General features: G+C 63.7%; 21 protein-coding genes. 8 read left to right on the top strand and 13 right to left on the bottom strand.

Annotation, left to right across the window (positions count from 1 at the left end):
• Nucleotides 1-31: 31 nt before the first annotated feature.
• The 5 genes from CLV89_RS09585 to CLV89_RS09605 all read right to left on the bottom strand — a co-directional run bounded on the left by CLV89_RS09585 (nt 32) and on the right by CLV89_RS09605 (nt 6,313).
• Nucleotides 32-1,027 carry a phosphoadenosine phosphosulfate reductase gene (locus tag CLV89_RS09585; protein WP_106163427.1) on the bottom strand — a complete coding sequence of 332 codons (996 nt, stop codon included), beginning with the start codon at nt 1,025-1,027 and terminating at the stop codon, nt 32-34.
• A gap of 126 nt (nt 1,028-1,153) precedes the next feature.
• The gene (locus CLV89_RS09590) at nt 1,154-2,251 is read right to left on the bottom strand and encodes a glycosyltransferase family 2 protein (RefSeq protein WP_106163485.1); all 1,098 of its coding nucleotides are present in this window, start codon (nt 2,249-2,251) and stop codon (nt 1,154-1,156) included.
• A 2-nt stretch (nt 2,252-2,253) separates the two neighbouring features.
• A complete protein-coding gene (locus CLV89_RS09595) occupies nt 2,254-4,617 on the bottom strand; it encodes a glycosyltransferase family 2 protein (protein ID WP_106163428.1) in 2,364 nt (787 codons plus the stop codon).
• A complete protein-coding gene (locus CLV89_RS09600; RefSeq protein WP_106163429.1) occupies nt 4,617-5,285 on the bottom strand; it encodes a sulfotransferase in 669 nt (222 codons plus the stop codon). Before CLV89_RS09600 ends, CLV89_RS09595 begins: the two co-directional genes overlap by 1 nt.
• Complete coding sequence (locus CLV89_RS09605) at nt 5,285-6,313, bottom strand: glycosyltransferase family 2 protein (RefSeq protein WP_106163430.1); 1,029 nt, start codon at nt 6,311-6,313, stop codon at nt 5,285-5,287. The genes CLV89_RS09600 and CLV89_RS09605 overlap by 1 nt, the downstream gene beginning before the upstream one ends.
• Before the next feature lie 187 nt (nt 6,314-6,500).
• Here CLV89_RS09605 and CLV89_RS09610 point away from each other — a divergent pair, with 187 nt between their 5' ends.
• The 7 genes from CLV89_RS09610 (at nt 6,501) to CLV89_RS09640 (ending at nt 14,988) form a co-directional block, all read left to right on the top strand.
• On the top strand, nt 6,501-7,418 hold the full coding sequence (locus CLV89_RS09610) for an AAA family ATPase (RefSeq protein ID WP_106163431.1): 918 nt from the start codon (nt 6,501-6,503) through the stop codon (nt 7,416-7,418).
• Nucleotides 7,419-7,481: 63 nt separating this feature from the next.
• Nucleotides 7,482-8,750: a vWA domain-containing protein gene (locus CLV89_RS09615; RefSeq protein WP_106163432.1), complete on the top strand. Its 1,269-nt coding sequence runs from the start codon at nt 7,482-7,484 to the stop codon at nt 8,748-8,750.
• A gap of 140 nt (nt 8,751-8,890) precedes the next feature.
• Nucleotides 8,891-9,892 (top strand): XdhC family protein, encoded by a 1,002-nt coding sequence (locus CLV89_RS09620; protein ID WP_106163433.1) that lies wholly within the window; start codon nt 8,891-8,893, stop codon nt 9,890-9,892.
• Nucleotides 9,889-10,887, top strand: coding sequence for a molybdopterin-binding protein (locus CLV89_RS09625; RefSeq protein WP_106163434.1), 999 nt, complete (start codon nt 9,889-9,891; stop codon nt 10,885-10,887). The genes CLV89_RS09620 and CLV89_RS09625 overlap by 4 nt, the downstream gene beginning before the upstream one ends.
• Nucleotides 10,888-11,092: 205 nt before the next feature.
• Complete coding sequence (locus CLV89_RS09630) at nt 11,093-11,578, top strand: (2Fe-2S)-binding protein (RefSeq protein ID WP_106163435.1); 486 nt, start codon at nt 11,093-11,095, stop codon at nt 11,576-11,578.
• A 151-nt stretch (nt 11,579-11,729) separates the two neighbouring features.
• Entirely contained in the window at nt 11,730-14,108 is a 2,379-nt protein-coding gene (locus CLV89_RS09635) for a xanthine dehydrogenase family protein molybdopterin-binding subunit (protein ID WP_106163436.1), read from the top strand.
• A 94-nt stretch (nt 14,109-14,202) separates the two neighbouring features.
• On the top strand, nt 14,203-14,988 hold the full coding sequence (locus CLV89_RS09640; protein WP_106163437.1) for an FAD binding domain-containing protein: 786 nt from the start codon (nt 14,203-14,205) through the stop codon (nt 14,986-14,988).
• A gap of 88 nt (nt 14,989-15,076) precedes the next feature.
• Here the strand turns inward: CLV89_RS09640 and CLV89_RS09645 are convergent, their stop codons facing one another.
• Together CLV89_RS09645 and infC are read right to left on the bottom strand one after the other, a co-directional pair.
• Nucleotides 15,077-15,715 (bottom strand): methyl-accepting chemotaxis protein, encoded by a 639-nt coding sequence (locus CLV89_RS09645; RefSeq protein ID WP_106163438.1) that lies wholly within the window; start codon nt 15,713-15,715, stop codon nt 15,077-15,079.
• 218 nt (nt 15,716-15,933) lie between these two features.
• Nucleotides 15,934-16,491 carry a translation initiation factor IF-3 gene (infC, locus tag CLV89_RS09650; protein WP_317386933.1) on the bottom strand — a complete coding sequence of 186 codons (558 nt, stop codon included), beginning with the start codon at nt 16,489-16,491 and terminating at the stop codon, nt 15,934-15,936.
• Nucleotides 16,492-16,730: 239 nt separating this feature from the next.
• Between infC and CLV89_RS09655 the strand changes: the two genes are divergently transcribed.
• Nucleotides 16,731-17,561 (top strand): hypothetical protein, encoded by an 831-nt coding sequence (locus CLV89_RS09655; protein WP_106163440.1) that lies wholly within the window; start codon nt 16,731-16,733, stop codon nt 17,559-17,561.
• Nucleotides 17,562-17,663: 102 nt separating this feature from the next.
• On the opposite strand, the gene CLV89_RS09660 is transcribed toward CLV89_RS09655, so the two are convergent.
• From CLV89_RS09660 to cobA, 6 genes are all read right to left on the bottom strand, one after another.
• The gene (locus CLV89_RS09660) at nt 17,664-18,545 is read right to left on the bottom strand and encodes a ferredoxin--NADP reductase (RefSeq protein ID WP_106163486.1); all 882 of its coding nucleotides are present in this window, start codon (nt 18,543-18,545) and stop codon (nt 17,664-17,666) included.
• Between the two features lie 157 nt (nt 18,546-18,702).
• Nucleotides 18,703-19,107 (bottom strand): DUF934 domain-containing protein, encoded by a 405-nt coding sequence (locus tag CLV89_RS09665; protein ID WP_106163441.1) that lies wholly within the window; start codon nt 19,105-19,107, stop codon nt 18,703-18,705.
• A 5-nt stretch (nt 19,108-19,112) separates the two neighbouring features.
• Nucleotides 19,113-19,874, bottom strand: coding sequence for a phosphoadenylyl-sulfate reductase (locus tag CLV89_RS09670; protein ID WP_106163442.1), 762 nt, complete (start codon nt 19,872-19,874; stop codon nt 19,113-19,115).
• A gap of 3 nt (nt 19,875-19,877) precedes the next feature.
• On the bottom strand, nt 19,878-21,545 hold the full coding sequence (locus tag CLV89_RS09675) for a nitrite/sulfite reductase (protein ID WP_106163443.1): 1,668 nt from the start codon (nt 21,543-21,545) through the stop codon (nt 19,878-19,880).
• Nucleotides 21,538-21,858: a DUF2849 domain-containing protein gene (locus CLV89_RS09680; protein WP_106163444.1), complete on the bottom strand. Its 321-nt coding sequence runs from the start codon at nt 21,856-21,858 to the stop codon at nt 21,538-21,540. The genes CLV89_RS09675 and CLV89_RS09680 overlap by 8 nt, the downstream gene beginning before the upstream one ends.
• Complete coding sequence (gene cobA / locus CLV89_RS09685) at nt 21,858-22,679, bottom strand: uroporphyrinogen-III C-methyltransferase (protein WP_106163445.1); 822 nt, start codon at nt 22,677-22,679, stop codon at nt 21,858-21,860. Before cobA ends, CLV89_RS09680 begins: the two co-directional genes overlap by 1 nt.
• Between the last annotated feature and the right edge of the window lie 51 nt (nt 22,680-22,730).

The following is a 22,730-nucleotide window of genomic DNA, read 5'->3' on the forward strand; positions in this document are numbered from 1 at the left end:
TAGCACAGCGCCATGAGCTTGGGAAGGCGGGTTAATGCCCGCTGTCGGTCTGGGACTTTTCCTGAGGCAGTACCGTGCCGGGGGGCAGGCGGAACTCGCCCTCCGCGCCGCGGCGTTCCAGATCGCGCAGGCGGCGGCGAAAGCGCGGCATTCGGCGGCGATCATTGACGTTCCGACACAGAAGCACGTTCAGATAGGGACGTTCGAGGTAGTCGAGCCGGTTCAGCACATTGCGCAGATAGACATTATTGTCGCGCCGCGCGCGTGCCAGCCGGTGGAAGGACTGGGCCGTCAGACGTCCGCTGCCCGCCAGGGACATGATCCGATAGAGGATCTCCATCTCAATCAGCCGGGTCTGGATCGCATCGCCCATGCAGGGCATGCGCAGGCGGGTCACGTTGGGACGCGCAAACAATGCGGCATGCATCGCGTCCAGTGACTGATAGGGGTCAAAGATCACAAAGGCCTGATCGGCGGCATCCAGCATATCCGGGGCATAGCCGTAGCGGTCCGTGAAGGAGGTGCGGCGCATCTCGACAAAGCGGTCGTCCCATTCGGTCATACGCGGGTCCAGCGTGGCCTGCGGCTGAATGGCCACCACCGTGGCACCGGGGGCGGCAACGGAAAACGCCGCCGCCGCGTAGCCACAGGGGCCCGCGCCGTAGAAGACCACATTGTCGAATTCTTCAAAGAAGCCATCGTCGATCAATTGATCGAAGAAGCCATAGATGCGGGCTTCGCGGAACCAGGTGTCACCATCGGATATTAGGCACAGATGGGACCAGCCCAGATTCTTGACCAGATCAAAACCAAGCGGCTGCGCAGTCTCGGAGAAACTCTCGATGCCCTGACGGCTCTCGAACGTCACCAGCAGGGTGTTGCCCTGATCAATGAACGTGGCAAAATGCCGATCCCCGAGCGGCTGATACATGCCGTTTTCCTCGGCCATCTCCGCCAGACGCGCCTGCCATTCGGCGGGCTTCAACCCGGAGAGGTCTTGCTCGAGGATATCTGTGTCGTCTTGCATACGCGCCACCTGCCACCCGTTTGTCGGCTTTGTTCACCGACAGAAGTAGGCGCAGATTGAGGCTAAATTTAGAAAAAGCTTGGCCCAATTGTCGACGATTGTTGCCAAGCCGGGGGTAAATGATGCTCAGCTGTCGTCCTTGGGGGGAGATTTTCCGCTGTCATTGCTGCCGCCCGCCTGTGCTGCGCGTCGTCCCAACATGGCAAACCCTGCCAGCGTGCGTCCCGTGACCTGGTTGATGGGGCGCGACTGCGGCGTCATCATCAAGCGGCCAAACAGGGCGCGATAGGGTTCCGCGCGCATCAGCTCCATAAAGCGGTCCTTGCGCCATTGCACCGCGCGGTCATGCAGCTTTGTCAGAGTCGCGTCCTCCAGGAACATCTCCAGGATGGCGTCGCGGGCCGGGCGGTATCGGCTGATCGAGGTGTCTTCTTCGGTGTTGAAGTTGCGTTCCACCCAGTAGTCGATATCCAGCAGATCATCCGAGTGGACCGCGCGACCGCGATCCGCCTTGAGCACATAGCTCTCCATCGCGCCAAGCGGATAGTGGTTGAGCTGCGCCAGCCGGTAATTGTCCTGCCCGTAGTTGGAAAACACCCGTTTGGTTTTGAAATCCCCCATCAGCTCCCGTCCGACGCAGTCGAACCAGCGATAGTGGTCCAGCGCGTCGTCGTCCTTTACGCTGCGGGGGCGATGGATGCCGATCTTGCGGTAGACGCCGGAGTTGCGAAACAGGGTCTTGAACATCGACGCGCGCCACGGCCAGTGCATCACCGCAGGGGCGGCGCGGGTAAAGCGGTCGGTGACGCGCTCACCCTGATAGCGGACCTGATCCGCATTGCCGAACAGCCGCCAGGTGAGCGTGATCGCGTCGGCCTGCGGCAGCGCCTCCAGCAGATCGCTGATCTGGCCCTTGCCCGCGTGGATGTTGACGAACTCGTCGATATCCAGCGCCATGATCCAGTCGGCACGTTTGGTCAGCCGGTGCTTGTCGGCACGTTTCATGGCGGTGAATTGGATACCGCCCTTGTCAAAGGGGCCGGTGTTTTCCACATGCGCGAGGTGGCCCAGCTCGTCCAGCCGATCCAGCATCGCCACGGTCTGATCGTCGCAATCGTTGGATAAGACGAGGAAATCCGTAAACCCCACCGCCTTGTGATGCGCCAGCCATTCCAGCAGATAGGCGGCCTCGTTGCGGACGGTCAAAACAGCCAACGTGCGCATCATCAGCTCTCCAGGTCCAGCGAGAGCGCCCAGGCCACGCGTTCGGTTGCGGTGATGTCGATCTCCAGCGCCTGACGATAAAGCTCTTCGAACTCCGGCACCTGATGCAGGTCTGCGGCTTTTGCGCGGTGCCAAGCCAATCCGGCCTCATGCAGATCACGCAGGGTCTTGTCCTCCAGCAGCCGCGCCAGTTCCGCCTGCATCCTCGGCAGGTTGCGCTGAATGGTGACATCACGATGGTCGTTCCAGTCCATGCGGATCCAGTAGTTGAGCCCGATCGAGCGATCCACATGCAGCGCCCGGCCGCGCTGGCGTTTGACCAGGAAACTCTCGGCCGAGCGCAGCGCATAGTGGTTCAGTTGCAGCAGGTCATAGCCGATGGATTTTTTCGAGCTGCGCCAGCCGTTGTCCGCCACCTCCTGCGTCATGTCCTGACCGGAGCCATTGACCCATTTCACCTGCGCGCGCTTGTCCTCTTCCAGCTTGTTGGGCCGGTGACAGGAGATTTTCTTATAGGCGCCAATGGGTTTGAACATGGTCTTGAAGCCCCAGACCGTATGCGGCTTGGGGCAGAACTTCGGCGCGCAATGATCGAACTGCGCGATCACCGGACGGTCATTGAGGGTGGTGACGCCATTGTGGCCGAACAACCGCCATGTCATCGCGACATTGGTGGCGTCCGGCACATGGTCAAAGAAATCCGCCAATGTGCCATTGCCGCAGCGCACGTTCATGAACTCATCCACATCGATATGGATCACCCAGTCCGCCTGTTTGATGACCGGCTCTTTCAGCGACTGATTGAGCGCATATTGCTGGGGGGAGTTGCCCTTCCAGTTGTCGTTGTTGCGGTGCTGCAGGATGCCGAGCGCCTGCAGGCGGTCCAGCAGCTCCGAGGTGCCGTCGCTGCAGCCGTTGGTGTAGATCAGGAAATGATCCACCCCAATCATGCGGTGATAGGCCACCCATTCGAGGATATAGGGCGCCTCATCCTTCATGCAGCCAACGATGACATTGCCGCTCTGCCCTTTTGGGAGTTTGCGCGGGGCCACCTCCGTATAGGGGGGCATTTGCGCCGTCTCGTCCACCTGACCAAGGCGATCATGCGGTTTGAACGAAGAGCCCTGCAACATCGCGAAGTTCTTCAGTGCCAGTGGGGGCAACAACCGGCGCCCCTTGGCCGAGGGGGCGGCACCCGCTGCGCTGTCCTGCGCCGCGCGAGCGCTCTGGTGCGCCAGAAGATCACCCTCGCGTGCGGCGCGTTCCTCCGCTGTTGCCTTCTCGATCCGGTGCAGGAAGGCCAGCAGGTATTGCGAGGCGCGAAACCCCATTTGCGGGTCGGCCTCCACCCAATCCTCGGTCGAGGCGGCGACCTCGAACACGTCTGGCGACAGGTCCGGATGGACGGCGCAGAGCCGCGCATTGTCCGCCGCAAAAAACCGCGTCACTGCGCCCAGTCGCGCAGGATCGATGGGCGGGCCGTCCACATGCAGGTCCTGGATCATCTGCCGCCACAGCTTGCGCGGCAGGATGTGATTGCCCTGCGCCAGCAGTTTCAGCAGCAGCGCGTTGAACTGTCGTCCGCGCGTCAGCCAGGCGGCAGAGGCCGGCGGCGATGGTTTCGCCGGGGCGGCGCGGCCAATCTGCCCTTCGATGTCAAAGGCGGCGCAGATCTCGTCCGTCACCTCGGCACTGTCGAACAGCGCCGCGTCATAGCTGCGAAAGGCCACGGAGCCGGGGCCAAAGACCTCTTCCCAGACCGTCTGCAACGCCTGATAATCGAGCCAGTAGGGGGCGCCCTGGGTTTCCTCGAACTGGCCGGCCTGCGGGTCCACTGGCGGCAGCGTGTCCAGTGCCGCCGCCCACCAGCTGTCTTCCCGCGTCAGTTCCACTTCGCGCGCCAGACCGTTTGCGCGGCCCTCCTGAACCTGCTCGGCAAAGACCTCGGGCAACAGGCGCGCCTGTGCCTCCAGATGCGCAACAATGCGAATGTCGTCCGACAGCGGCACGAGCAACGCCTTCAACCGCGCCAGTTCGCTCGGGCGCGACAGCTGCGTGCCAAGCTGATAGGCGCTCAGGATCAGCGTATGCGGGGCGTGCTTTGCCACATCCGTGCGCAGGGCCTCCATCAGCCCCTCGCGCAGCTCGGCCTGTTTGGCCGCCCCGATAAAGCCCCGGTTGTAGCGCAGGGGATCCACGTGATCCGGATCGGTGACGGCCATGAAAAGGCGGGTGTGGTTCTTTGGGCCTGCAGCACGTGGCACCATCACGCCCCGGCTCATCAAGAGGTCGCGCTTGTCGGCCAGAACGGCCTGCAACCGTTCACTGGCCGCTCTGTGAACACCAATATGCAAGTAGATCCGCATCAGTCCGTGTCTTTCTGTTCTGCCGGTTCCGCACCCGTTTCCGGCGTGTCACGGTCTTCGGGATTGATGTTGGACTGCCCCCACCACGGCAGGTCGCAGCCCAGAAATCGCTCCAGCTTAGATCGCGCATCAGGCGCCGCCACATCAAGCTCCAGATACAGCGGGTCCGTGCGGAACCAATGGGTCAGCGCCTCGTAATGGCCATCGATCCAGATCATTTGCTCATCGACCTCATGGCCATAGCCCACGGGCAGGCCCGGAACCGTCGACAACGGAATGCGCAGTTTGCCAAGGTTGTTCCAGCGCATGATGGACCGCGCCAACTCCTCGGTGGCGCGTCGGGTGGCGATGAAACACAGCTTGGGGTGCAGTTTGCGCAGCGCCAGCAACATGGCATGGTCACATTGCGGCCAGACCGAGGTGCCACCGTAGATAAAACTCACTTCGGTCAGCGCATCATAGTCTTTCAGCAGGGCCAGCGGGTCGCCGTATTTATACAGCCCCTCATACATCAGCGCCCCGACAAAGACCCGGTCCGCGGGGTCATCCGGGGTCTCGCGCGCCTTGATGCGGTGATCGGCCACGGTATATCCGGCCCGGTCCAGCGCGTGTTTCAACGTGGTGGTGCCGGATTTGGGCAGGCCGAGGTTGATGATGCTCACGGCCACTACAGCAGCCCCAACCGTGTCAGCATGTCCTCTTCCTGCGGCGGCAGGACAGAGGCGCGTTGCAGCTGCTTCCGCATGGCCTGATAGGAGGGCTGGGTCAGCAACTCATCGCGTCGCGCCACGTGCCGTGCGACGCAGTCCGCATGCAGCCGTGCGATCTCCGGGTCGGCTTTCATCTCATCCAGCGCGGTGTGTAGCGCGGGCAGCATGCGCAGGATCGAGCGGTCCTCCCAGACGGGATCATTGCGCTCACGCCAATAGGTGTCGTCAAAGGCGCGGTTCTCGCGGTTCACATCGCCTCTGTCGTTCTTGACCAGGTAGCTGTCGAGCGAGCGCAGCGCGTAATGGTTGAGTGTTGCCAGTGCGCGCGCGCCCTTGGCCGGGAACTTGCGGATGCGCCGCGGGTTGGCGGCGACCAGAAATCGGTGCTGCACCTGCCGCCCACCGCCATCACACCAGCGCGGGCGGGCATCCGCAGCGGTGTTCTTCTTCAGAAATGGGCGATGCGCGCCGTAGTACCCGAGCGGAAAGTCCTTGCGGGTCAGGGTTTTGACCTCGATCGCCGTCTCGCCACACCAGATGTCTGGATTGTGGCAGCGGGTGAACTGTTCGATCACCGGACGGTCCTCAAAGGCCTCGATGCCGCCGCTGGCAAAGAACTGGAAGCTGAGCGATATGGCCTGCGGATCGTCACAGGCGTCGATCAGCGCCGGGATGCTGTGATCGCCCACGTGAATGTTCAGGAACTCGTCCACATCCGCGATCCAAAGCCAGTCGGCGTTCTGAACGACGGGGCGATGGGCGCAGTCCTTCAGCGCCTCCATCTGATAGGCGCGCCCCTGTGCCGGGTTGGGCAGATGGCTGACACCGCCGCGCGCGGCCAGCGCGTCCAGCAGCGCATCAGTGCCGTCGGTGCAATCGTTGGAGTAGAACAGGAAATCTGTCACGCCGATCAGGCGGTTGTAGGCGATCCATTCCAACAGGAACGGGCCTTCATTCTTGACGCAGGTCACCGCAGTGATGCGCATGTCGCTGTTCCTTCCCCTCGTCCACGCCGCCCGCGTGCCCGGATCTTCCGACGCGTCTGACTTGTTGCACCCGCCGGCGCGTGTCGTCAATCTCCGGCGACGGGGAACTGACGATCTGTTGCAGCCCCTCCGCTTGACGCGCCGCTGCGGGCGTGGCCTCTTGGTCGCAAGCAACGGGAGGGGCGACATGACGGAGCAGGGCGGATTTCACTCCATCGACGCGGTGCAGGCACAGCTCGCCGAGGCGGGCTATGTCTGTGGTCGGGCGCTGGCGACGGTGGTGTTCCTGTCTGCGCGGTTGGGCCGGCCACTGTTTCTGGAAGGCGAAGCCGGGGTTGGCAAGACCGAGATCGCCAAGGCTCTGGCCACCGTTACCGGCCGCCCCCTGATCCGGCTGCAATGCTACGAAGGGCTGGATGCCGCCAGCGCCGTCTATGAATGGAACTTCGCGGCACAAATGGTGGCGATCCGCACTGCGGAGGCCACCGGCAGCGCCGATCGTCAGGCGCTGCAGGCGGAGCTGTTCTCCGAGGAGTATCTGATCGCCCGCCCGCTGCTGCAGGCGATGCAGCTCGATACGCGCGGCGCGCCGATTTTGCTGATCGACGAGTTGGACCGCACGGATGAACCCTTCGAGGCCTTCCTGCTGGAGGCGCTCTCGGATTTTCAGGTCACCATCCCGGAGCTGGGCACCATCAAGGCACCAGAGCCGCCAACGGTGATCCTGACCTCCAACCGCACCCGCGAGGTGCATGACGCGCTGAAACGGCGCTGCCTCTATCATTGGGTGGACTATCCGGACTTCGACCGCGAATTGGAAATCCTGCACGCCCGCGTCCCGCAGGCCGCCGAGACCCTCAGCCGCGAAGTGGTGGCCTTTGTGCAGGCCCTGCGCACCGAGGATCTGTTCAAGAAACCGGGGGTGGCAGAGACCATCGACTGGGCCAACTGCCTGCTGGCGCTCGACGTGGTGACGCTCAGCCCCGAGGTCATCTCCGACACGCTGGGCGCGATCCTGAAGTATCAGGACGACATTGCAAAACTTCAGGGCTCCGAGGCCAAGCGCCTGCTCGACCAGGCCCGTGCCGCGCTGCCGGAGGGCTGACATGAGCCTTCATCTTTTTGAAAATACCTTGGGGGTGCGGGGGCAAGGCCCCCGTCGGGGCTGATGGCAGACTATGCCCCGCTTGTCCTGCCGGAGCACCCGAAGCTGGTGGCCAATCTCACACATTTCGCCCGCGCCCTGCGCAAGGCGGGGCTGAAGGTCGGCACCGGTCGGGTGATGGGCGCGGTAGAAGCGGTGGCGGCGGCGGGCTTTACCTCGCGACGGGATTTCTACTGGTGCCTGCATGCCTGTTTCGTGTCGCGCCCCGAAGAGCGCGTGGTATTTGCGCAGGTCTTCCGGCTCTATTGGCGCGACCCGCGCTATCTGGAACATATGATGGCGGCGATGCTGCCAGCGATCCGCGGTGTGCAGCAGGAGCGCGCTGCGAAACCGGCCGAAAAACGCGCCGCCCAGGCGCTGCTGCAGGGGCAGCTGCCCGAGGATCTGCCGGAGGAGTCGCAGGAGCAGGGCACCGAGATCGAAATCGACGCCTCCCTGACGCTGTCGGCTGAGGAACGGCTGAAGACGCTGGATTTCGAGCAGATGAGCACCGCTGAACTGGAACAGGCCAAGCGCATGCTGGCCCGCCTTACCCTGCCGGTCAAGCCGATGAAAACGCGCCGCCATCTGCCGGCACCGCTGGGCGCGCGGGCGGATTGGCGGCGCACGATGCGTGCCGCCTGCCGCACCGGCGGCGAGCTGCACCGGATCGCTCTGACGCGCCCCGCGACACGATATCCGAACCTGGTCGTGCTCTGCGACATATCCGGGTCGATGAGCCAATACAGCCGTATGGTGCTGCAGTTCCTGCATGCTGTCGCCAATGCGCGCGGCGGCCGCAAGACACAGGGCTGGGCCAATGTGCATGGCTTTACCTTCGGCACCCGCCTCACCAATATCACCCGCCATCTGCGGCAACGCGACGTGGATGCGGCCCTCGCCGCCGCCGGGGCGGAAGCGCAGGACTGGGAGGGCGGCACCCGCATCGGTGATTGCCTGCATGGATTCAACCGCGACTGGTCGCGCCGGGTGATGGGGCAGGGCGCGGTGGTTCTGCTGGTCACCGACGGGCTCGACCGTGCCGCGCCGGAGGATCTGAGCCGCGAGATGCAGCGCCTGCAGCGCTCTGCCCGCCACCTGATCTGGCTCAACCCGCTGATGCGCTGGGAGGGGTTTGCGCCCCGTGCGCAGGGCATCCGTGCTATGCTGCCGCATGTGGACAGCTTTCGCGCCGGTCACAACATCGCCTCGCTGGAGGCGCTGGCCGAGGCGCTCTCCCGCCCCGAAGACAGCGGCGAGAAGGCGCGGCTGATGGCGATGCTGCAGGGCTGAGGTCTTGCGCGAGGCCGCTTTGCCGGGGGCAGCCCGCCCGATGCGGGGTGACAAAACACCAGCAATTTGGCACGAATTGTTCTTGAACTTCACCCCGTCAGGCCCAAGCTTGAGGGGCAACAGGCACCGGGATTTTCACCATGACAACTGGCACCGCACAGGCCGACCTCACCATCTTTGACAATGCGCCGGAGCTGGCGCTGCAGTGGCATCGCGAGGGCGTCGGTGCGGTCCTGTGCACGGTGGTGCAGACCTGGGGCTCGGCGCCGCGGCGGACCGGCTCTCAGCTGGTGGTTGCCGGCGATGGCCGGATGGAGGGCTCAGTCTCCGGCGGCTGTGTCGAGGGCGCGGTGATCCTGGAGGCGCAGGCGGCGCTAGAGTCTGGCACTCACAAGCTGCTGGAATTTGGCGTCAGCGACGATGATGCCTTCGCCGTCGGGCTGGCCTGCGGTGGGACCATCAAGGTGCTGCTGGAACCGGTCGGCCATATGCTGAAGACAGAGGTGCTGGAGGCGCTGGTGCTCGCCCGCGCCGAACGCCGCCCGCTGGCTTATGAGGTGGATTTGACGAGCGGTCAGGGCCATCTGGTCAATCTCGCCTCCTACCCCGACCGCATGCGCTTGGACCGCTCCGGTGTCGAGGAGGACGGCACTACCTTTGTGGCGGTGCACAACCCGCCGCTGCGGCTGATTGTGGTGGGCGCCGTCCATATCGCCAAGGCGCTGCTGCCGATGGCCCAGATCGCGGGCTATGACCCGGTGCTGATCGAGCCGCGCGCTGCCTTTGGCTCTGCCGAACGCTTCCCGGGTGAGCGCATTCTCGACGATTGGCCGGACGAGGCGGTGGAGAAACTCGGGCTGGATGCTCGCACTGCGCTGGTGCTCTTGACCCATGACCCGAAACTGGATGACCCGGCGCTGATGGCGGCGCTGCGGGGGGAGTGCTTCTATATCGGTGCGCTGGGCTCCAAACGCACTCATGGCCAGCGCCATCAGCGGATGATCGCCGCAGGGTTCATGCAGGACGACATCGCCCGCATTCACGGCCCCGTCGGTCTCGACATCGGTGCGGCTAGCCCGGCGGAAATTGCGGTGTCGATCCTCGCTGAGATGACGGCTGTGCTGCGGGGCAAGGCGGAATGAAGTTCGGCCCGGTGCCGGTTGGGCAGGCCGAGGGCTGCCTGCTTGCCCATTCGCTGCAGGGGGCAGGGCGGCGCATCGCCAAGGGCACCACCCTGACGCCGGAGGACCTGCAGGAACTGCAGCAGGCCGGGCTGACCGAGGTCATCGTGGCCCGGCTCGACCCCGGCGACCTGCATGAGGATGACGCCGCGTTGCGATTGGCCCAGGCAATGGCGCCGGATGCCGCGGCGCTGGGCCTGCGCATTTCGGGCGCCGGGGCGGGACGGGTCAACCTCTATGCGCTTGCGCCCGGCGTTACCCGGGTGGCGGCGGCGCAGGTGGGGGCGATCAACAGTGTCGATCCGATGATCTCTGTCGCAACAGTGCCGGATTATCACCGGGTTGATGCGGGGGGCATGATCGCGACGATCAAGATTATTTCCTACGCCGTGCCGAAGGCAAAGCTGTTGGTGGCGCTGGCGCAGGCGGCCGGGGCGATACGGGTGGTTCTGCCGCACTATGGCTCGGCCACTTTGGTCGAGACCCGCGTCACCGAAGACATGCCGTCCGACAAGGGCCGCGCCGCCATGGCCGGGCGGCTGGACCGGATGGGGCTCTCCCTCAGTCCTCGCGTGGTGGTGCCGCATTGTGCGCCCGAGATCGCCACCGCCCTGCGTGCGGCCCCGGGGGAGGTGCTGTTTGTGCTCACCGGCTCTGCCACCTCGGATCCGGCGGATGTGGCGCCGGAGGCGGTGCGGCTGGCGGGGGGCACGGTCACGCGGTTCGGCATGCCGGTGGATCCGGGCAATCTGCTGTTCCTTGGCCAGTTGGGCAAAAAGCCGGTGATCGGCCTGCCGGGCTGTGCCCGATCACCAGCGCTCAATGGCGCGGATTGGGTGCTGGAACGAGTGGTCTGCGGCATTGACGTGACGTCGGCGGATATTGCCGCCATGGGGGTCGGCGGGCTGTTAAAGGAAATCCCGACCCGGCCGCGGCCGCGGCGGGATGGGGAGTAAACACCGAGGGCCGTGCCTGTCCTTGGGGAGGCGTGAAGCGCCTTCCCGGGGGAGCCAGGCGCTGTCCGGCCTTCCGGCCTGACGAAGTCTGCAAACTCCCCGATTTCTTCCGCCATGCCTTGCCGCATAAAATCCTCGCGCCACGTCCTGACCCGTGGTTAACTGACCTCAGCCAGACAAATGATTTCAAGCTAGGGAGGATTTTATGACGAAGGTCTCCATGACCGTGAACGGCACGCCCATGTCCGGGGATGTCGAAGGTCGCACATTGCTGGTGTCGTTCCTGCGCGACCAGCAGGGGCTCACCGGCACCCATGTCGGTTGCGATACCAGCCAATGCGGCGCCTGCGTCGTGCATGTGGACGGCAAGGCGGTGAAAGCCTGCACCATGCTGGCGCTCGAGGCCGAGGGGGCAGAGGTCGCCACCATCGAAGGCCAGGCCGCCGCCGACGGCACGCTGAATGCAATCCAGGCGGCGTTTCAGGAACATCACGGGCTTCAATGCGGCTTCTGCACGCCGGGCATGGTGATGTCGGCCGCTGCGCTGCTGAAAGACAACCCAAAGCCCTCCGAGGGTGAGATCCGCCACTACCTGGAGGGCAACCTCTGCCGCTGCACTGGCTACCACAATATCGTCAAGGCGATCATGGCGGCCTCCGGTCAGGATGTCTCTGCCATCGCGGCTGAGTAGCACCGGCGAAAACGCGTAACAGCCCGTCCCGGGATGGGCTGCAAGTACCCTGTGACATTCCGACGGACCGTTCGGTCAGGCGTTGATGGGAAGAGGAGCCCGGCTGCGCCGCCACATGACCCGGCCCGTATTTCTGGGAGGAGATTGGATTATGCCCAAGGATATCGACGCCAAGGAAAGCGGCATCGGCGCCGCCAGCAAACGGCGAGAGGACATCAGGTTCCTGTCCGGGACCGGCAATTACACCGACGACATAAACGTAAACGGCCAGGCCTACGTGCATTTCCTGCGCTCGGATGTGGCGCATGGGCGGATCACGTCCCTCGACACTGCGGCGGCGGCGGGGATGCCCGGCGTGCTGCGCGTCTTTACCGGTGCGGATTTCGAAGCCGTCGGCGGGCTGCCCTGCGGCTGGCAGGTGACCGACCGCTTTGGCGAGGTGATGCAGGAACCGGCACACCCCGTTCTGGCACAGGGCAAGGTCCGCCACGTGGGCGACCCTATCGCTGCCGTGGTGGCCGCCACGGCCGAACAGGCGCGAGACGCTGCCGAGGCGATCGAGTTGGACATCGAAGACCTGCCCGCCGTGGTCGACATGAAGGCGGCGCTGGCCGAGGATGCGCCCAAGGTGCATGACGATCTGACCTCCAACCTTTGTTACGACTGGGGTTTTGTGGAGGAAAACAAGGAGGCGGTCGCCAAGGCCTTTGACGAGGCCGCCCATGTCACCACGCTGGAGCTGGTCAACAACCGGCTGGTCGCCAACCCGATGGAGCCACGCGTGGCGGTGGGCGATTTCAACCGCGCCACCGGTGAGAGCACGCTTTATACCACCAGCCAGAACCCGCATGTGATCCGACTTTTGATGGGGGCCTTTGTGCTTGGCATCCCGGAACACAAGCTGCGCGTGGTGGCACCCGATGTGGGCGGCGGATTTGGCTCCAAGATCTTTCACTACGCCGAAGAAGCGTTCTGCACCTTTGCCGCCAAGGCCCTGAACCGGGCGGTAAAATGGACCTCCTCGCGCAGCGAGGCCTTCATGTCCGACGCCCATGGCCGCGATCATGTCACCAAGATCGAACTGGCGCTGGACGCGGACAACAATTTCACCGCGCTGCGCACCGACACTCACGCCAATATGGGCGCTTATCTGTCGACCTTTGCGCCCTCGGTGCCCACCTGGCTGCACGGCACGCTGATGGCGGGCAACTACAAGACGCCGCTGATCTACGTGAACGTCAAGGCGGTGTTCACCAATACGGTGCCGGTCGATGCCTATCGCGGTGCGGGGCGGCCCGAAGCGACCTATCAGCTGGAACGCGTCATCGACAAGGCGGCCCGAGAGCTGAACGTCGATCCCATCGCGCTCAGGCGACAGAACTTCATCACCGAGTTTCCCTATGCCACCCCGGTCGCGGTGGAATATGACACCGGCGATTACGTGGCGACGATGGACAAGCTCGAAGAGATCGCCGACATCAAGGGCTTTGATGGGCGCCGAACCGAGAGCGAGAAGGCCGGCAAGCTGCGCGGTCTGGGAGTGAACTGCTATATCGAGGCCTGCGGCATCGCGCCGTCGAACCTTGTGGGGCAGCTGGGCGCCCGTGCAGGCCTCTATGAGAGCGCCACGGTGCGGGTCAACGCCACCGGTGGCATCGTGGTGATGACCGGCAGTCACAGCCACGGCCAGGGACACGAGACGTCCTTTCCGCAGGTGATCTCTGAGATGATCGGCATCCCCGAGGATATGGTGGAGATCGAACACGGCGACACCGCCAATACGCCGATGGGCATGGGCACCTATGGCTCGCGCTCCCTCGCGGTGGGCGGCTCGGCGATGGTGAAGGCAACCGAGAAGATCATCAACAAGGCCAAGAAGATCGCCGCCCATCTGATGGAGGCCTCGGATGCGGATGTCGAGCTGAAGGACGGACAGTTCTCGATCGCCGGCACCGACAAATCCGTGGCCTGGGGCGATGTGACCCTGGCGGCCTATGTGCCGCATAACTATCCGCTGGAGGAGATCGAACCGGGGCTGGAGGAGACGGCGTTCTACGATCCGGCGAACTTTACCTATCCGGCGGGGGCCTATGCCTGCGAGGTGGAGGTCGATCCCGATACGGGGAAGGTGACCATCGAACGCTTTGCCGCCGCCGATGACTTTGGCAATGTGGTCAACCCGATGATCGTCGACGGTCAGGTGCATGGCGGTCTTGGACAGGGCATCGGTCAGGCGCTCTTGGAGGGCTGTGTGTATGATGAGGACGGACAGCTGCTGTCGGCGTCGTTCATGGATTACGCCATGCCGCGGGCCGATGATGTGCCGTTCTATCAGGTCGATCATTCCTGCCAGACGCCCTGCACCCACAACCCGCTGGGGGTGAAGGGCTGCGGCGAGGCCGGGGCGATCGGTTCGCCGCCGGCAGTGGTCAATGCGGTGGTGGATGCGCTGCGCTCTGCCGGCAAGGATGTGACCCATATCGACATGCCGCTGACCCCCGCGCGGGTCTGGGCGGCCATGCAGAGCTGAAAGATGGGGCGAGGGGCGCTGCCCCTCGCGCTCCCCGAGGTATTTGGAAAAAGATGAAAGCCCCGCGCAGGGGAACTTTCGGAAAGGATGAGCGATGTATGAGTTTGAGTTCGCGCGACCAGCGAGCGTCGCCGAAGCCGTCAAGGCGCTGAGCGAAGAGGATGCGCAGGCGCTGGGCGGCGGGCAGACCCTGATTCCGACGCTGAAACAACGGCTTGCGATGCCCTCCACCTTGGTGAGCCTGAGCGGCATTGACGAAATGAAAGGCATCCACAGCGAAGGCGGGCAGCTGGTCATTGGCGGCGCCATGACCCATGCCGACGTGGCAGAGGGCGCGGAGGCCTATCCGGCGTTGGCAGCGCTGGCGGGTCAGATCGGCGATCCGGCGGTTCGGAACCGCGGCACACTGGGCGGCTCGATCGCCAATAATGACCCGGCGGCCTGCTATCCGGCGGCCGTGCTGGGCTCTGGTGCCACCATCGTCACAAGTGCCCGCGAGATTGCGGCAGATGACTATTTCCAGGGCATGTTCACCACCGCGCTGGAGGAGGGCGAGATCGTTACCGCTGTGAAGTTCCCGCAGCCTGAGGTGGCAAATTACCAGAAGTTCCTGCAACCGGCCTCGCGCTTTGCCCTGGTGGGCGTGTTTGTGGCTCGGTTTGCGGACGGCGTGCGGGTGGCCGTGACCGGCGCGTCGGAAGAGGGGGTGTTCCGCTGGGGAGCGGCCGAGGCGGCGCTGGCGACGGATTTTTCCGCCGATGCGATCAGCGGGCTGACGGTGGAGGCCGATGGCATGATAGGCGACATTCACGGCACCAAGGCCTATCGTGCCCATCTGGTGGGTGTCATGACCAAACGGGCCGTCGCGGCGGCCAGCTGATCCAGCAACAGAATGTAGACCATCAACAGCAAAAGGCGCCCAGGACCACCTGTGGCGCCTTTGTCATGCGGTCTTTGAAATCGGACTGTCAGGCGCGCATGAAACCGGCGATTTCGGTCAGCAGGGACTGGGTGCGGTCGGCCAGGCCACGGATTTCCGTGGCGATGACCGCAAAGCCCTTACCTTGATCCCCGATCCGCGCCGCCTCGATCGAAGCGTTGAAGGCGATCAGGCGGATATTGCGACCCACCGCTTCGGCGTTGCGGACTGCTTCGAGCATGTCGCCGGAGCGTTTGGCCTCGCGGCTGCGTTCGGCGTCGCCGAGATGCTGGACCAAATCCTCGAGGAACCGGGACACCGTTGGCTCCAGCTGCTCTAGGCAGAGCTCTGCAACCTTTGGGATTGCGCCGATCCGGGACAATACCGTTCCGGAGCCGGAGGTCACCGCAGCGTGAAGCGGTTCCAGAACGCGGATGCAGGCCTGACGCTGGTCGTCCAATTCGGGAGGGAGCTGATGATTCGCCGCCTCCAGCTGGGCATCGAGCCCTTCCGAAAGCATGCAAAAGGCGGTTTCGATGCGTGCGGTCGAGAGTTTCTGCGCCCGGCTGCTGCCCGAAGGTTCGTCGGCATCGGCGGGCTGATGCGATAGCGCCACCAGCGAGAGGGATGCGATGCGGCAGGGGCCGATGGCCATCAACGCGTTGCTCTGAATGTCAGTGAGGCTCATGCGGGTCCGTTCCTATGATGCACGGAGAGAACCTATGCCATTCCTCTTAAGGCACTGCTAACGATGATCGGTAAGTTTGCGATGGCTCGACGATTTTCGCCGTCATGGGGCATCGCGACAGGCGCCAACGGCAGGCCAAGCGAGAAGACGCAAAAAAGCCTCCCCGCAGCAATCTGGGGGAGGCTTTATACAGTCACCGGTGTGAAAAGGCCGGAGATTTATTTCGCGGGCAGCGGGCCGATCATCATGATCATCTGACGACCTTCCATCTTCGGCATGTTCTCGACCTTGCCGATTTCCTTGATGTCGCCGGCGACGCGGTGCAGCAGCTCACGACCAAGGTTCTGGTGGGCCATTTCACGACCACGGAACCGCAGGGTGATTTTGACCTTATCGCCATTTTCGAGGAATTTGAAGACGTTGCGCATCTTCACCTCATAGTCGTGGGTGTCCGTGTTGGGACGGAACTTGACCTCTTTGACCTCGATGATCTTCTGCTTCTTGCGCGCTTCGCTTTCGCGTTTCTGCTGTTCATACTTGAACTTGCCGTAGTCCATGATCTTGCAGACGGGCGGGGCGGCGTTGGGTGAAATCTCTACCAGATCCAGACCAGCCTCTTCAGCCATCTGCATCGCCTTGGCAGGATGCACAACACCGACGTTATCGCCATCTGCACCGATCAGGCGGATTTCGGAGGCGCGGATTTTGTCGTTGACGCGCGGGCCGGTATCACGGGTCGGCGGCGCGTTATGAGGTCTGCGAGCTATGGGTTCTATCCTTTGATAATTGCAGAAATTTGAGCCGGGAAACTAAAGGGTGTCTGGCGGTCTTGCAAGCCGGAAACACAGGGCTTTTCACGATTGGCGAGAGTTTTCACGCCAGTCCCGGTCACATTGGCAAAGCATGGCCGAGGGGAGCGTCTGTTGCGACTTCCCCCTTGTTGTAGGCGGCATTCCATCAGAAGTACATGTGCAATCCGTCCCACATCGGGACGATAGCATCGAAGGACTTTGCCATGAAAATCGCAGGAGTGGGCGCCGCTGTTGGCCTCGTGGTTGTTGCCGGGGCCGTTTGGTATCTGAACCAGCCCGAGGAACCGGTTGTAACAGAAACACCGACAGAGATTGCAAACGAAGCTGAGCCTGCCACCCCGGTGGAGACCGACAGCGCTGATGAGACCGATGCCACCGCCGAGGTCGAAGAGGCGGCAGCCGAAGCGGAAGAAGCTGCCAATGCGGTGGCCGAACAAGCCTCTGACGCGGTTGAGAATGCCGCCGAGGCAGCATCTGAGGCAGCAGCCAACATCAGCGAGGGTGTCGCCGCCACAGCTGAGAGCGCACAGGAGCAGGCTGCCGACGCGGTAGAGGCCGTGCAGGACGGCACCGCAAGCGCCGTTGAGGCTGCACAGGACACCGCGTCTGACGCGGTAGAGGCCGTGCAGGATGGTGCCGCGAGTGCCGTTGAAACCGCACAGGACACCGCATCCGACGCGATCGAGGCCGTGAGCGAAGGGGCTGCTGATCTGGCGTCTGGCGCGCAGGATACCGCAGAGGACTCCGCCGCCGCAGTGCAGGAGACCCTTTCCCCGGACGCGGGCGATGCGCTTGTGGATGAGGGCACCGTGGAGGGTGATGTCGCTGCCGATGCGACTGTGGACTCCGAAACTCCGGCCGCTCTGCTGACCCCGGAAGGGTTCAACTACGACAAGGTTGTCGAGATGATCGACAGCTCCGAGCTGGACCCGCTGAAAAAGACTGCCGTAAAATCGGCGATCACCCAAGCGCGCGACAACCCGGATCTGCTGAAAGCGGCGCTGCAACAGGCGCGCTCTGCTCTGGGCTACTGATCCGCACGTCGGACGACCGCAAAATGAAAACGCCCTCGCGATACTCTCGCGAGGGCGTTTTTGTTTGTCCTGACTGCGCGTGCCCCAGGCGGGGCTGGCAGATCAGTCGAGGAAGGCTTTTTCCACCACGAAATGCGCAGGTTTGGAGTTCGCGCCTTCTTCCAGACCATAGGTATTTTCAAACAGGTCCTTCAGTTCCAGGTTGAACGCAAGGTTGCCGCAGATCATCGCGCGGTCGCTTTCCGGGTTCAGCGGCGGCACGCCCAGATCCTCAAACGCCTCGCCAGAGCGCATCAGGTCGGTGATGCGGCCCATCTTGGCGCTCTCTTCACGGGTGGTGGTGGGGTAGTATTTGATCTTCTTCCAGAAGCCTTCGCCGATCACCTCATTCAGCAGCTCATCCGTCTTCAGGCTTTCGATCAGCTCACGGCCATAGGTCAGCTCACCGGCCTCGCGGCAGGTGTGGGTGATGATGATCTCGTCGTAGTCCTCATAGGTCTGCGGCTCGCGCAGCAGCGAGGCAAAGGGCGCAAAGCCGGTGCCGGTGGCAAAGAACCAGATCCGCTTGCCGGGGATCAGCGCGTCATGCACCAAGGTGCCGACGGGTTTCGGGCGCAGGATGATCTCGTCACCGACCTGGATGTGCTGCAGCTTGGAAGTCAGCGGGCCGTCCTGCACTTTGATCGAGTAGAACTCCATTTCCTCGTCCCAGCTCGGCGAGGCGATGGAATAGGCGCGCAGCAAGGGCTTCACCTTGCCGGTCTTGGGGTCGGGATCGTTCATCAGACCGATCATCACGAATTCGCCCGAGCGAAAGCGCAAGGACGCAGGCCGCGTGCAGCGGAAGGAAAACAGCCGGTCCGTCCAGTGTTTGACTTGCGTCACGATCTGGGCGTCGGGCAGGGCGGGTTTTGCCTTTTCAGGCGCAACGGCTTCGGTCACAGGCTCACTCACAGTCTCGGTCACGGCGGCAATCTCGTTCATCATGTCTCTGCCAGCGGGGATAGGCCGGCACCTCTGATTAAGCATTGATCCAGGTCAGGGGAACCCCTCCTGCGGCGATCTTGCGCAGATCCGGCCCGGCATGGGGCATGCGGGGCCGGAAAAAGAGAGGCCTGACGGCGGTGTCGTTGGGGCTGGCTTAGCGCGCGGCGTTGGACTGCGCGCGCAGGCGGGCCTGGTAGTTATGGCTTTGCCAATTGGCACGGAACAGCCATTCGCCTTCCGGCTGGCGGGTGGCGAGGTCGTCGGAAATTTCCACCTCGTCAAAACCCACCCGGCGCACCATGGCATATTGATCCGAGATCACATGGCCCTTGGCACGCAGGCGCCCGTCATATCCCATCAGACGCAGCATGCGCGCAATGGTAAATCCACGCCCATCGGAGAAGGCCGGGAAGTCAACGCGGATCATATCCACGCCGTCCAGCTGGTCCTTCAGCGAGGCCGGGTCGGTGTCAGACGTCAGGTCGAGCACATGTGCGCCCTCAAAGCCGCCGGTCCAGTCGTCATGGGCAAAGCCCGCGTCGGTTACGATAACGCTCATCTCACTCAAGCTCCTGTACGGACGAACTGGCCATCCACCACGTGGATGCCGCATTCTTCCTTGTTCTGGTTGCGCCAGCGACCGGCGCGGGGATCTTCGCCTTCCTTCACCGGGCTGGTGCAGGGGGCACAGCCGATGGAGGGATAGCCCTTGGCCACCAGCGGGTGACGGGGCAGGCGGTTCTCATCCATATAGGCGCGCACGTCCTCGGGCGCCCAATGGGCCAGCGGGTTGATCTTCATCCGTCCCGTTCCGTCCTCGACCTCAAAGAAGTCGAGCGCGGCGCGGGTGCCGGATTGGAACCGCTTGCGACCGGTGATCCAGCCGTCATAGCCCGCCAGCGCATGTTGCAGCGGCAGTGTCTTGCGCAGGGCGCAGCAAGCATCCGTGTCGGAGAACCGCAGCGCGCCGTAAGGGTCCTTTTCGGCGATGTCATCGGCCTTGATGACACGCACGTTCTTCAGGCCCAGACGTTCGCTCACCTCCTGCTGGTAGACCAGCGTTTCGGTGAACAGCAGTTCGGTGTCGACAAACAGCACCGGCACCATCGGGTCGATCACCGCGGCCATATGCAACAGCACCACCGATTCCGCGCCGAAGGAGGAGACCAGGGCGATGTTTCCGGCATCGCGAAGGGCACCCTCCATCACGGAGGTGGCCGAATGGTGCTTGAACCGCGCGTTCAGCGCCGCCACCTGTTCGGCCAGGGCCAACGCGCTGCGCGACGGCGCGGGCTGGCCCTGTATTTCCTGGTCAATGCGGGTCATGGCTCAGGCCACCTTTTTCTCGGAGGCCGGGTAGAGCGCCGCCTTGAAGGGCTCCATACCGACCCGGCGATAGGTCTGGAGGAATTCCTCCTCCGCACTCTCGCGCTGCTCCAGGTAGGTCGCCACGATGCGTTCCACCGCGGGGACGATCTCGTCATAGGCAAAGCCGGGCCCGGTGCGGGTGCCGATCGCTGCCGTTTCGGTCGCGTCACCGCCAAGGGTGATCTGGTAGTTCTCGACACCGGCGCGATCCAGACCAAGGATGCCGATATGGCCCACATGGTGGTGGCCGCAGGCGTTGATGCAGCCGGAGATCTTGATCTGCAGATGGCCCACGTCGTGCTCCATCTTCAGGTCCTCGAACCGGGTGGCGATCTCCTGCGCGACCGGGATCGAGCGGGCGGTGGCCAGGGCGCAGTAATCCATGCCGGGGCAGGCGATGATGTCCGAGATCAGACCGATATTGGCGGTGGCCAGATCGGCGGCCTTCAGACGCGCGTGGATCGCCGGCAGGTCGTTCTTGTGAACATGCGGCAGGATCACGTTCTGCTCATGGCTGATGCGCAGCTCGCCGTAGGCGAACTCTTCGGCGATATCCGCCATCTCGCGCATCTGCTCCGCGGTCGCGTCGCCCGGCGTCGCGCCGTGCTTCTTGGTCGAGATGGTCACGATCGCATGGCCCGGCGCCTTGTGGGCGGCGAGGTTGGTATCGGCCCAGGCGCGGAACACCGGGTCGGAGTCGTACGCGGCGTCAAAGCCCTCGGTGCCGCCGTCACGGAATTCAGGCGCGGCAAAGTGGCGCTGGATGTCCTGAAACAGCGCCTGATCCGCACCGCCAAAGGTCGGGCGCACCTGGGCAAAGCGTTCCTCGGTCAGTTCGCGGATCTTCTCCAGACCCAGCTCGTGCACGGTGATCTTGATGCGCGCCTTGTACTTGTTGTCGCGACGGCCCAGTTGGTTCCAGACCGAGATCACGCTCTCGATGTAAGGAAGCAGGTCATCGGCGGCGACAAATTCGTTCAGCACTTTGCCGATCATCGGCGTGCGGCCAAGGCCACCGCCGACCAGCACCTGATAGCCAACTTCGCCCTCGTCGTTCTTGACGATCTGCACAGCAAGATCATGCGCTTTCAGCACCGCGCGGTCGTTGGAGGCGCCGGAGACTGCAATCTTGAACTTGCGGCCCATGAACTGGAATTCCGGGTGGTCGGTGGACCATTGCCGGATCAGCTCGGCGATCGGGCGGGGATCCTCGATCTCATCGGCGGCGGCGCCGGCGAAATGGTCGGCAGTCACGTTGCGGATGGTGTTGCCGGAGGTCTGAATGGCGTGCAGGCTCACCTCGGCCAGCGCATCAAGCATGTCCGGCACGTCCTTCAGCTTCGGCCAGTTGTACTGGATGTTCTGGCGGGTGGTGAAATGGCCATAGCCCTTGTCCCACTTCGCCGCCAGCAGCGCCAGCGCACGCATCTGGTTCGGGTTCAGCGTACCATAGGGGATCGCAACCCGCAGCATATAGGCGTGCAGCTGCAGATAGAGACCGTTCATCAGGCGCAGCGGCTTGAACTCATCCTCGGTGAGGGCGCCGTCGATGCGGCGCTCCACCTGAGTGCGGAACTGGCGGTTGCGTTCGGCGAGGAAGGCGGAGTCGAAGTCGTTGTACTTATACATCTGCAGTGGCCTCCAGTTTGGCTTCTTGCTTACCGTGGGCGTAGTTCGAGGGGCCGGTGCGCCGGAACTCCTCGCGGAAATGGGTGGGCTCGGGGCCCTGCTCGCCGGGTTTGGCATCGGCGAGATAGGCGCCAACGGCGATCTGCGGCTGGCTCTGGGCTTCCAGCAGACGCAGCTGCGCTTCGGCCTCGTCGGTGATCAATTCGGCTGCATGCAGCTCGCGGGTCCAGGTGTTGGCAGCGGTCAGGTAGATCACGTCGCCTTCGAGAAGATCATTGGCGGTGACGACTTTGGGGGTGAATGCACGGGCCATCAGGCAAGCTCCATCTGAATTTTGTCGTGGGCGGCAGCGACGGCAACGCGCGGCGCCAGCCCGAGAAAGGTGAGTGCCGGGCCAGCAAAGGCGGCGGCGGCCAGATCGGCGGGCAATGTGTCAAGGGTGGTGGCCAGCACGCGCTGATCGGCGCGGGAGGCGTTTTCGACCACGGTTACGGCCATGTTGCGGTCGGCCCCATGCATCAGCAGGCGGCCCTGCACGAAACGCGCGGACTTCTTGCCCATGTAGACGGCAGCCACCTCGCCGGAGCGCGCCAGCTGCGCCCAGTCGTGATCGGCAAAGCCCTTCATGTCGTGCCCGGTCAGAAACCGCACGGAGGAATTGCGCCCCCGCTGGGTCAGGCTCTGACCGATGGCGGCCACGGCGGCAGAGGCGGCAGTGATGCCCGGCAGGATCTGCGCGTCGATACCGGCGGCCTCACAGGCGGTGAGTTCCTCGTCGAGGCGGCCAAAGATGGTCGGGTCGCCGGATTTCAGCCGCAGCACCTTGCGGCCGCGTTGGGCGTGATGCACCAGCCGCGCGCAGATGTCTTCCTGCGCCATCGACGGGCCAAAGCCCTCCTTGCCGACGTCCTCGAGAATGGCGCCGTCATGGGCGAGCGCCATGATCTCGGCGCTGACCAGACGATCAAACAGGATCACATCCGCCTCGCGCAGCGCCTTCAGCACCTTGAGGGTCAGTAGATCCGGATCGCCCGGCCCGGAGCCCGCAAAGGCCACCACGCCCGGACACATCACGCCCATGGCTCCCGCGAGGGGCGGCAGGGGGGCGGGGATATGATGGGTGTCGCGCGGCATTGAAGCCTCCGTTCCTGTGTTTGACTTGTGACTAGATATAGGAAATATTCC

Source organism: Tritonibacter scottomollicae (assembly GCF_003003215.1).
In the GTDB taxonomy this organism is placed as follows: Bacteria; Pseudomonadota; Alphaproteobacteria; order Rhodobacterales; family Rhodobacteraceae; genus Epibacterium; species Epibacterium scottomollicae.

What these genes read in the sequence shown, in the direction of transcription:
- CLV89_RS09590 (WP_106163485.1), bottom strand. Translation starts at nt 2,251, where the DNA reads ATGCGCACGTTGGCTGTTTTGACCGTCCGCAACGAGGCCGCCTATCTG.
- CLV89_RS09645 (WP_106163438.1), bottom strand. Translation starts at nt 15,715, where the DNA reads ATGAGCCTCACTGACATTCAGAGCAACGCGTTGATGGCCATCGGCCCC.
- CLV89_RS09625 (WP_106163434.1), top strand. Translation starts at nt 9,889, where the DNA reads ATGAAGTTCGGCCCGGTGCCGGTTGGGCAGGCCGAGGGCTGCCTGCTT.
- CLV89_RS09635 (WP_106163436.1), top strand. Translation starts at nt 11,730, where the DNA reads ATGCCCAAGGATATCGACGCCAAGGAAAGCGGCATCGGCGCCGCCAGC.
- CLV89_RS09630 (WP_106163435.1), top strand. Translation starts at nt 11,093, where the DNA reads ATGACGAAGGTCTCCATGACCGTGAACGGCACGCCCATGTCCGGGGAT.
- CLV89_RS09605 (WP_106163430.1), bottom strand. Translation starts at nt 6,313, where the DNA reads ATGCGCATCACTGCGGTGACCTGCGTCAAGAATGAAGGCCCGTTCCTG.
- CLV89_RS09655 (WP_106163440.1), top strand. Translation starts at nt 16,731, where the DNA reads ATGAAAATCGCAGGAGTGGGCGCCGCTGTTGGCCTCGTGGTTGTTGCC.
- CLV89_RS09585 (WP_106163427.1), bottom strand. Translation starts at nt 1,027, where the DNA reads ATGCAAGACGACACAGATATCCTCGAGCAAGACCTCTCCGGGTTGAAG.
- CLV89_RS09620 (WP_106163433.1), top strand. Translation starts at nt 8,891, where the DNA reads ATGACAACTGGCACCGCACAGGCCGACCTCACCATCTTTGACAATGCG.
- CLV89_RS09680 (WP_106163444.1), bottom strand. Translation starts at nt 21,858, where the DNA reads ATGGCCCGTGCATTCACCCCCAAAGTCGTCACCGCCAATGATCTTCTC.
- CLV89_RS09640 (WP_106163437.1), top strand. Translation starts at nt 14,203, where the DNA reads ATGTATGAGTTTGAGTTCGCGCGACCAGCGAGCGTCGCCGAAGCCGTC.
- CLV89_RS09665 (WP_106163441.1), bottom strand. Translation starts at nt 19,107, where the DNA reads ATGAGCGTTATCGTAACCGACGCGGGCTTTGCCCATGACGACTGGACC.
- CLV89_RS09610 (WP_106163431.1), top strand. Translation starts at nt 6,501, where the DNA reads ATGACGGAGCAGGGCGGATTTCACTCCATCGACGCGGTGCAGGCACAG.
- CLV89_RS09670 (WP_106163442.1), bottom strand. Translation starts at nt 19,874, where the DNA reads ATGACCCGCATTGACCAGGAAATACAGGGCCAGCCCGCGCCGTCGCGC.
- cobA (WP_106163445.1), bottom strand. Translation starts at nt 22,679, where the DNA reads ATGCCGCGCGACACCCATCATATCCCCGCCCCCCTGCCGCCCCTCGCG.
- CLV89_RS09675 (WP_106163443.1), bottom strand. Translation starts at nt 21,545, where the DNA reads ATGTATAAGTACAACGACTTCGACTCCGCCTTCCTCGCCGAACGCAAC.
- CLV89_RS09615 (WP_106163432.1), top strand. Translation starts at nt 7,482, where the DNA reads ATGGCAGACTATGCCCCGCTTGTCCTGCCGGAGCACCCGAAGCTGGTG.
- CLV89_RS09595 (WP_106163428.1), bottom strand. Translation starts at nt 4,617, where the DNA reads ATGCGGATCTACTTGCATATTGGTGTTCACAGAGCGGCCAGTGAACGG.
- CLV89_RS09660 (WP_106163486.1), bottom strand. Translation starts at nt 18,545, where the DNA reads ATGAACGAGATTGCCGCCGTGACCGAGACTGTGAGTGAGCCTGTGACC.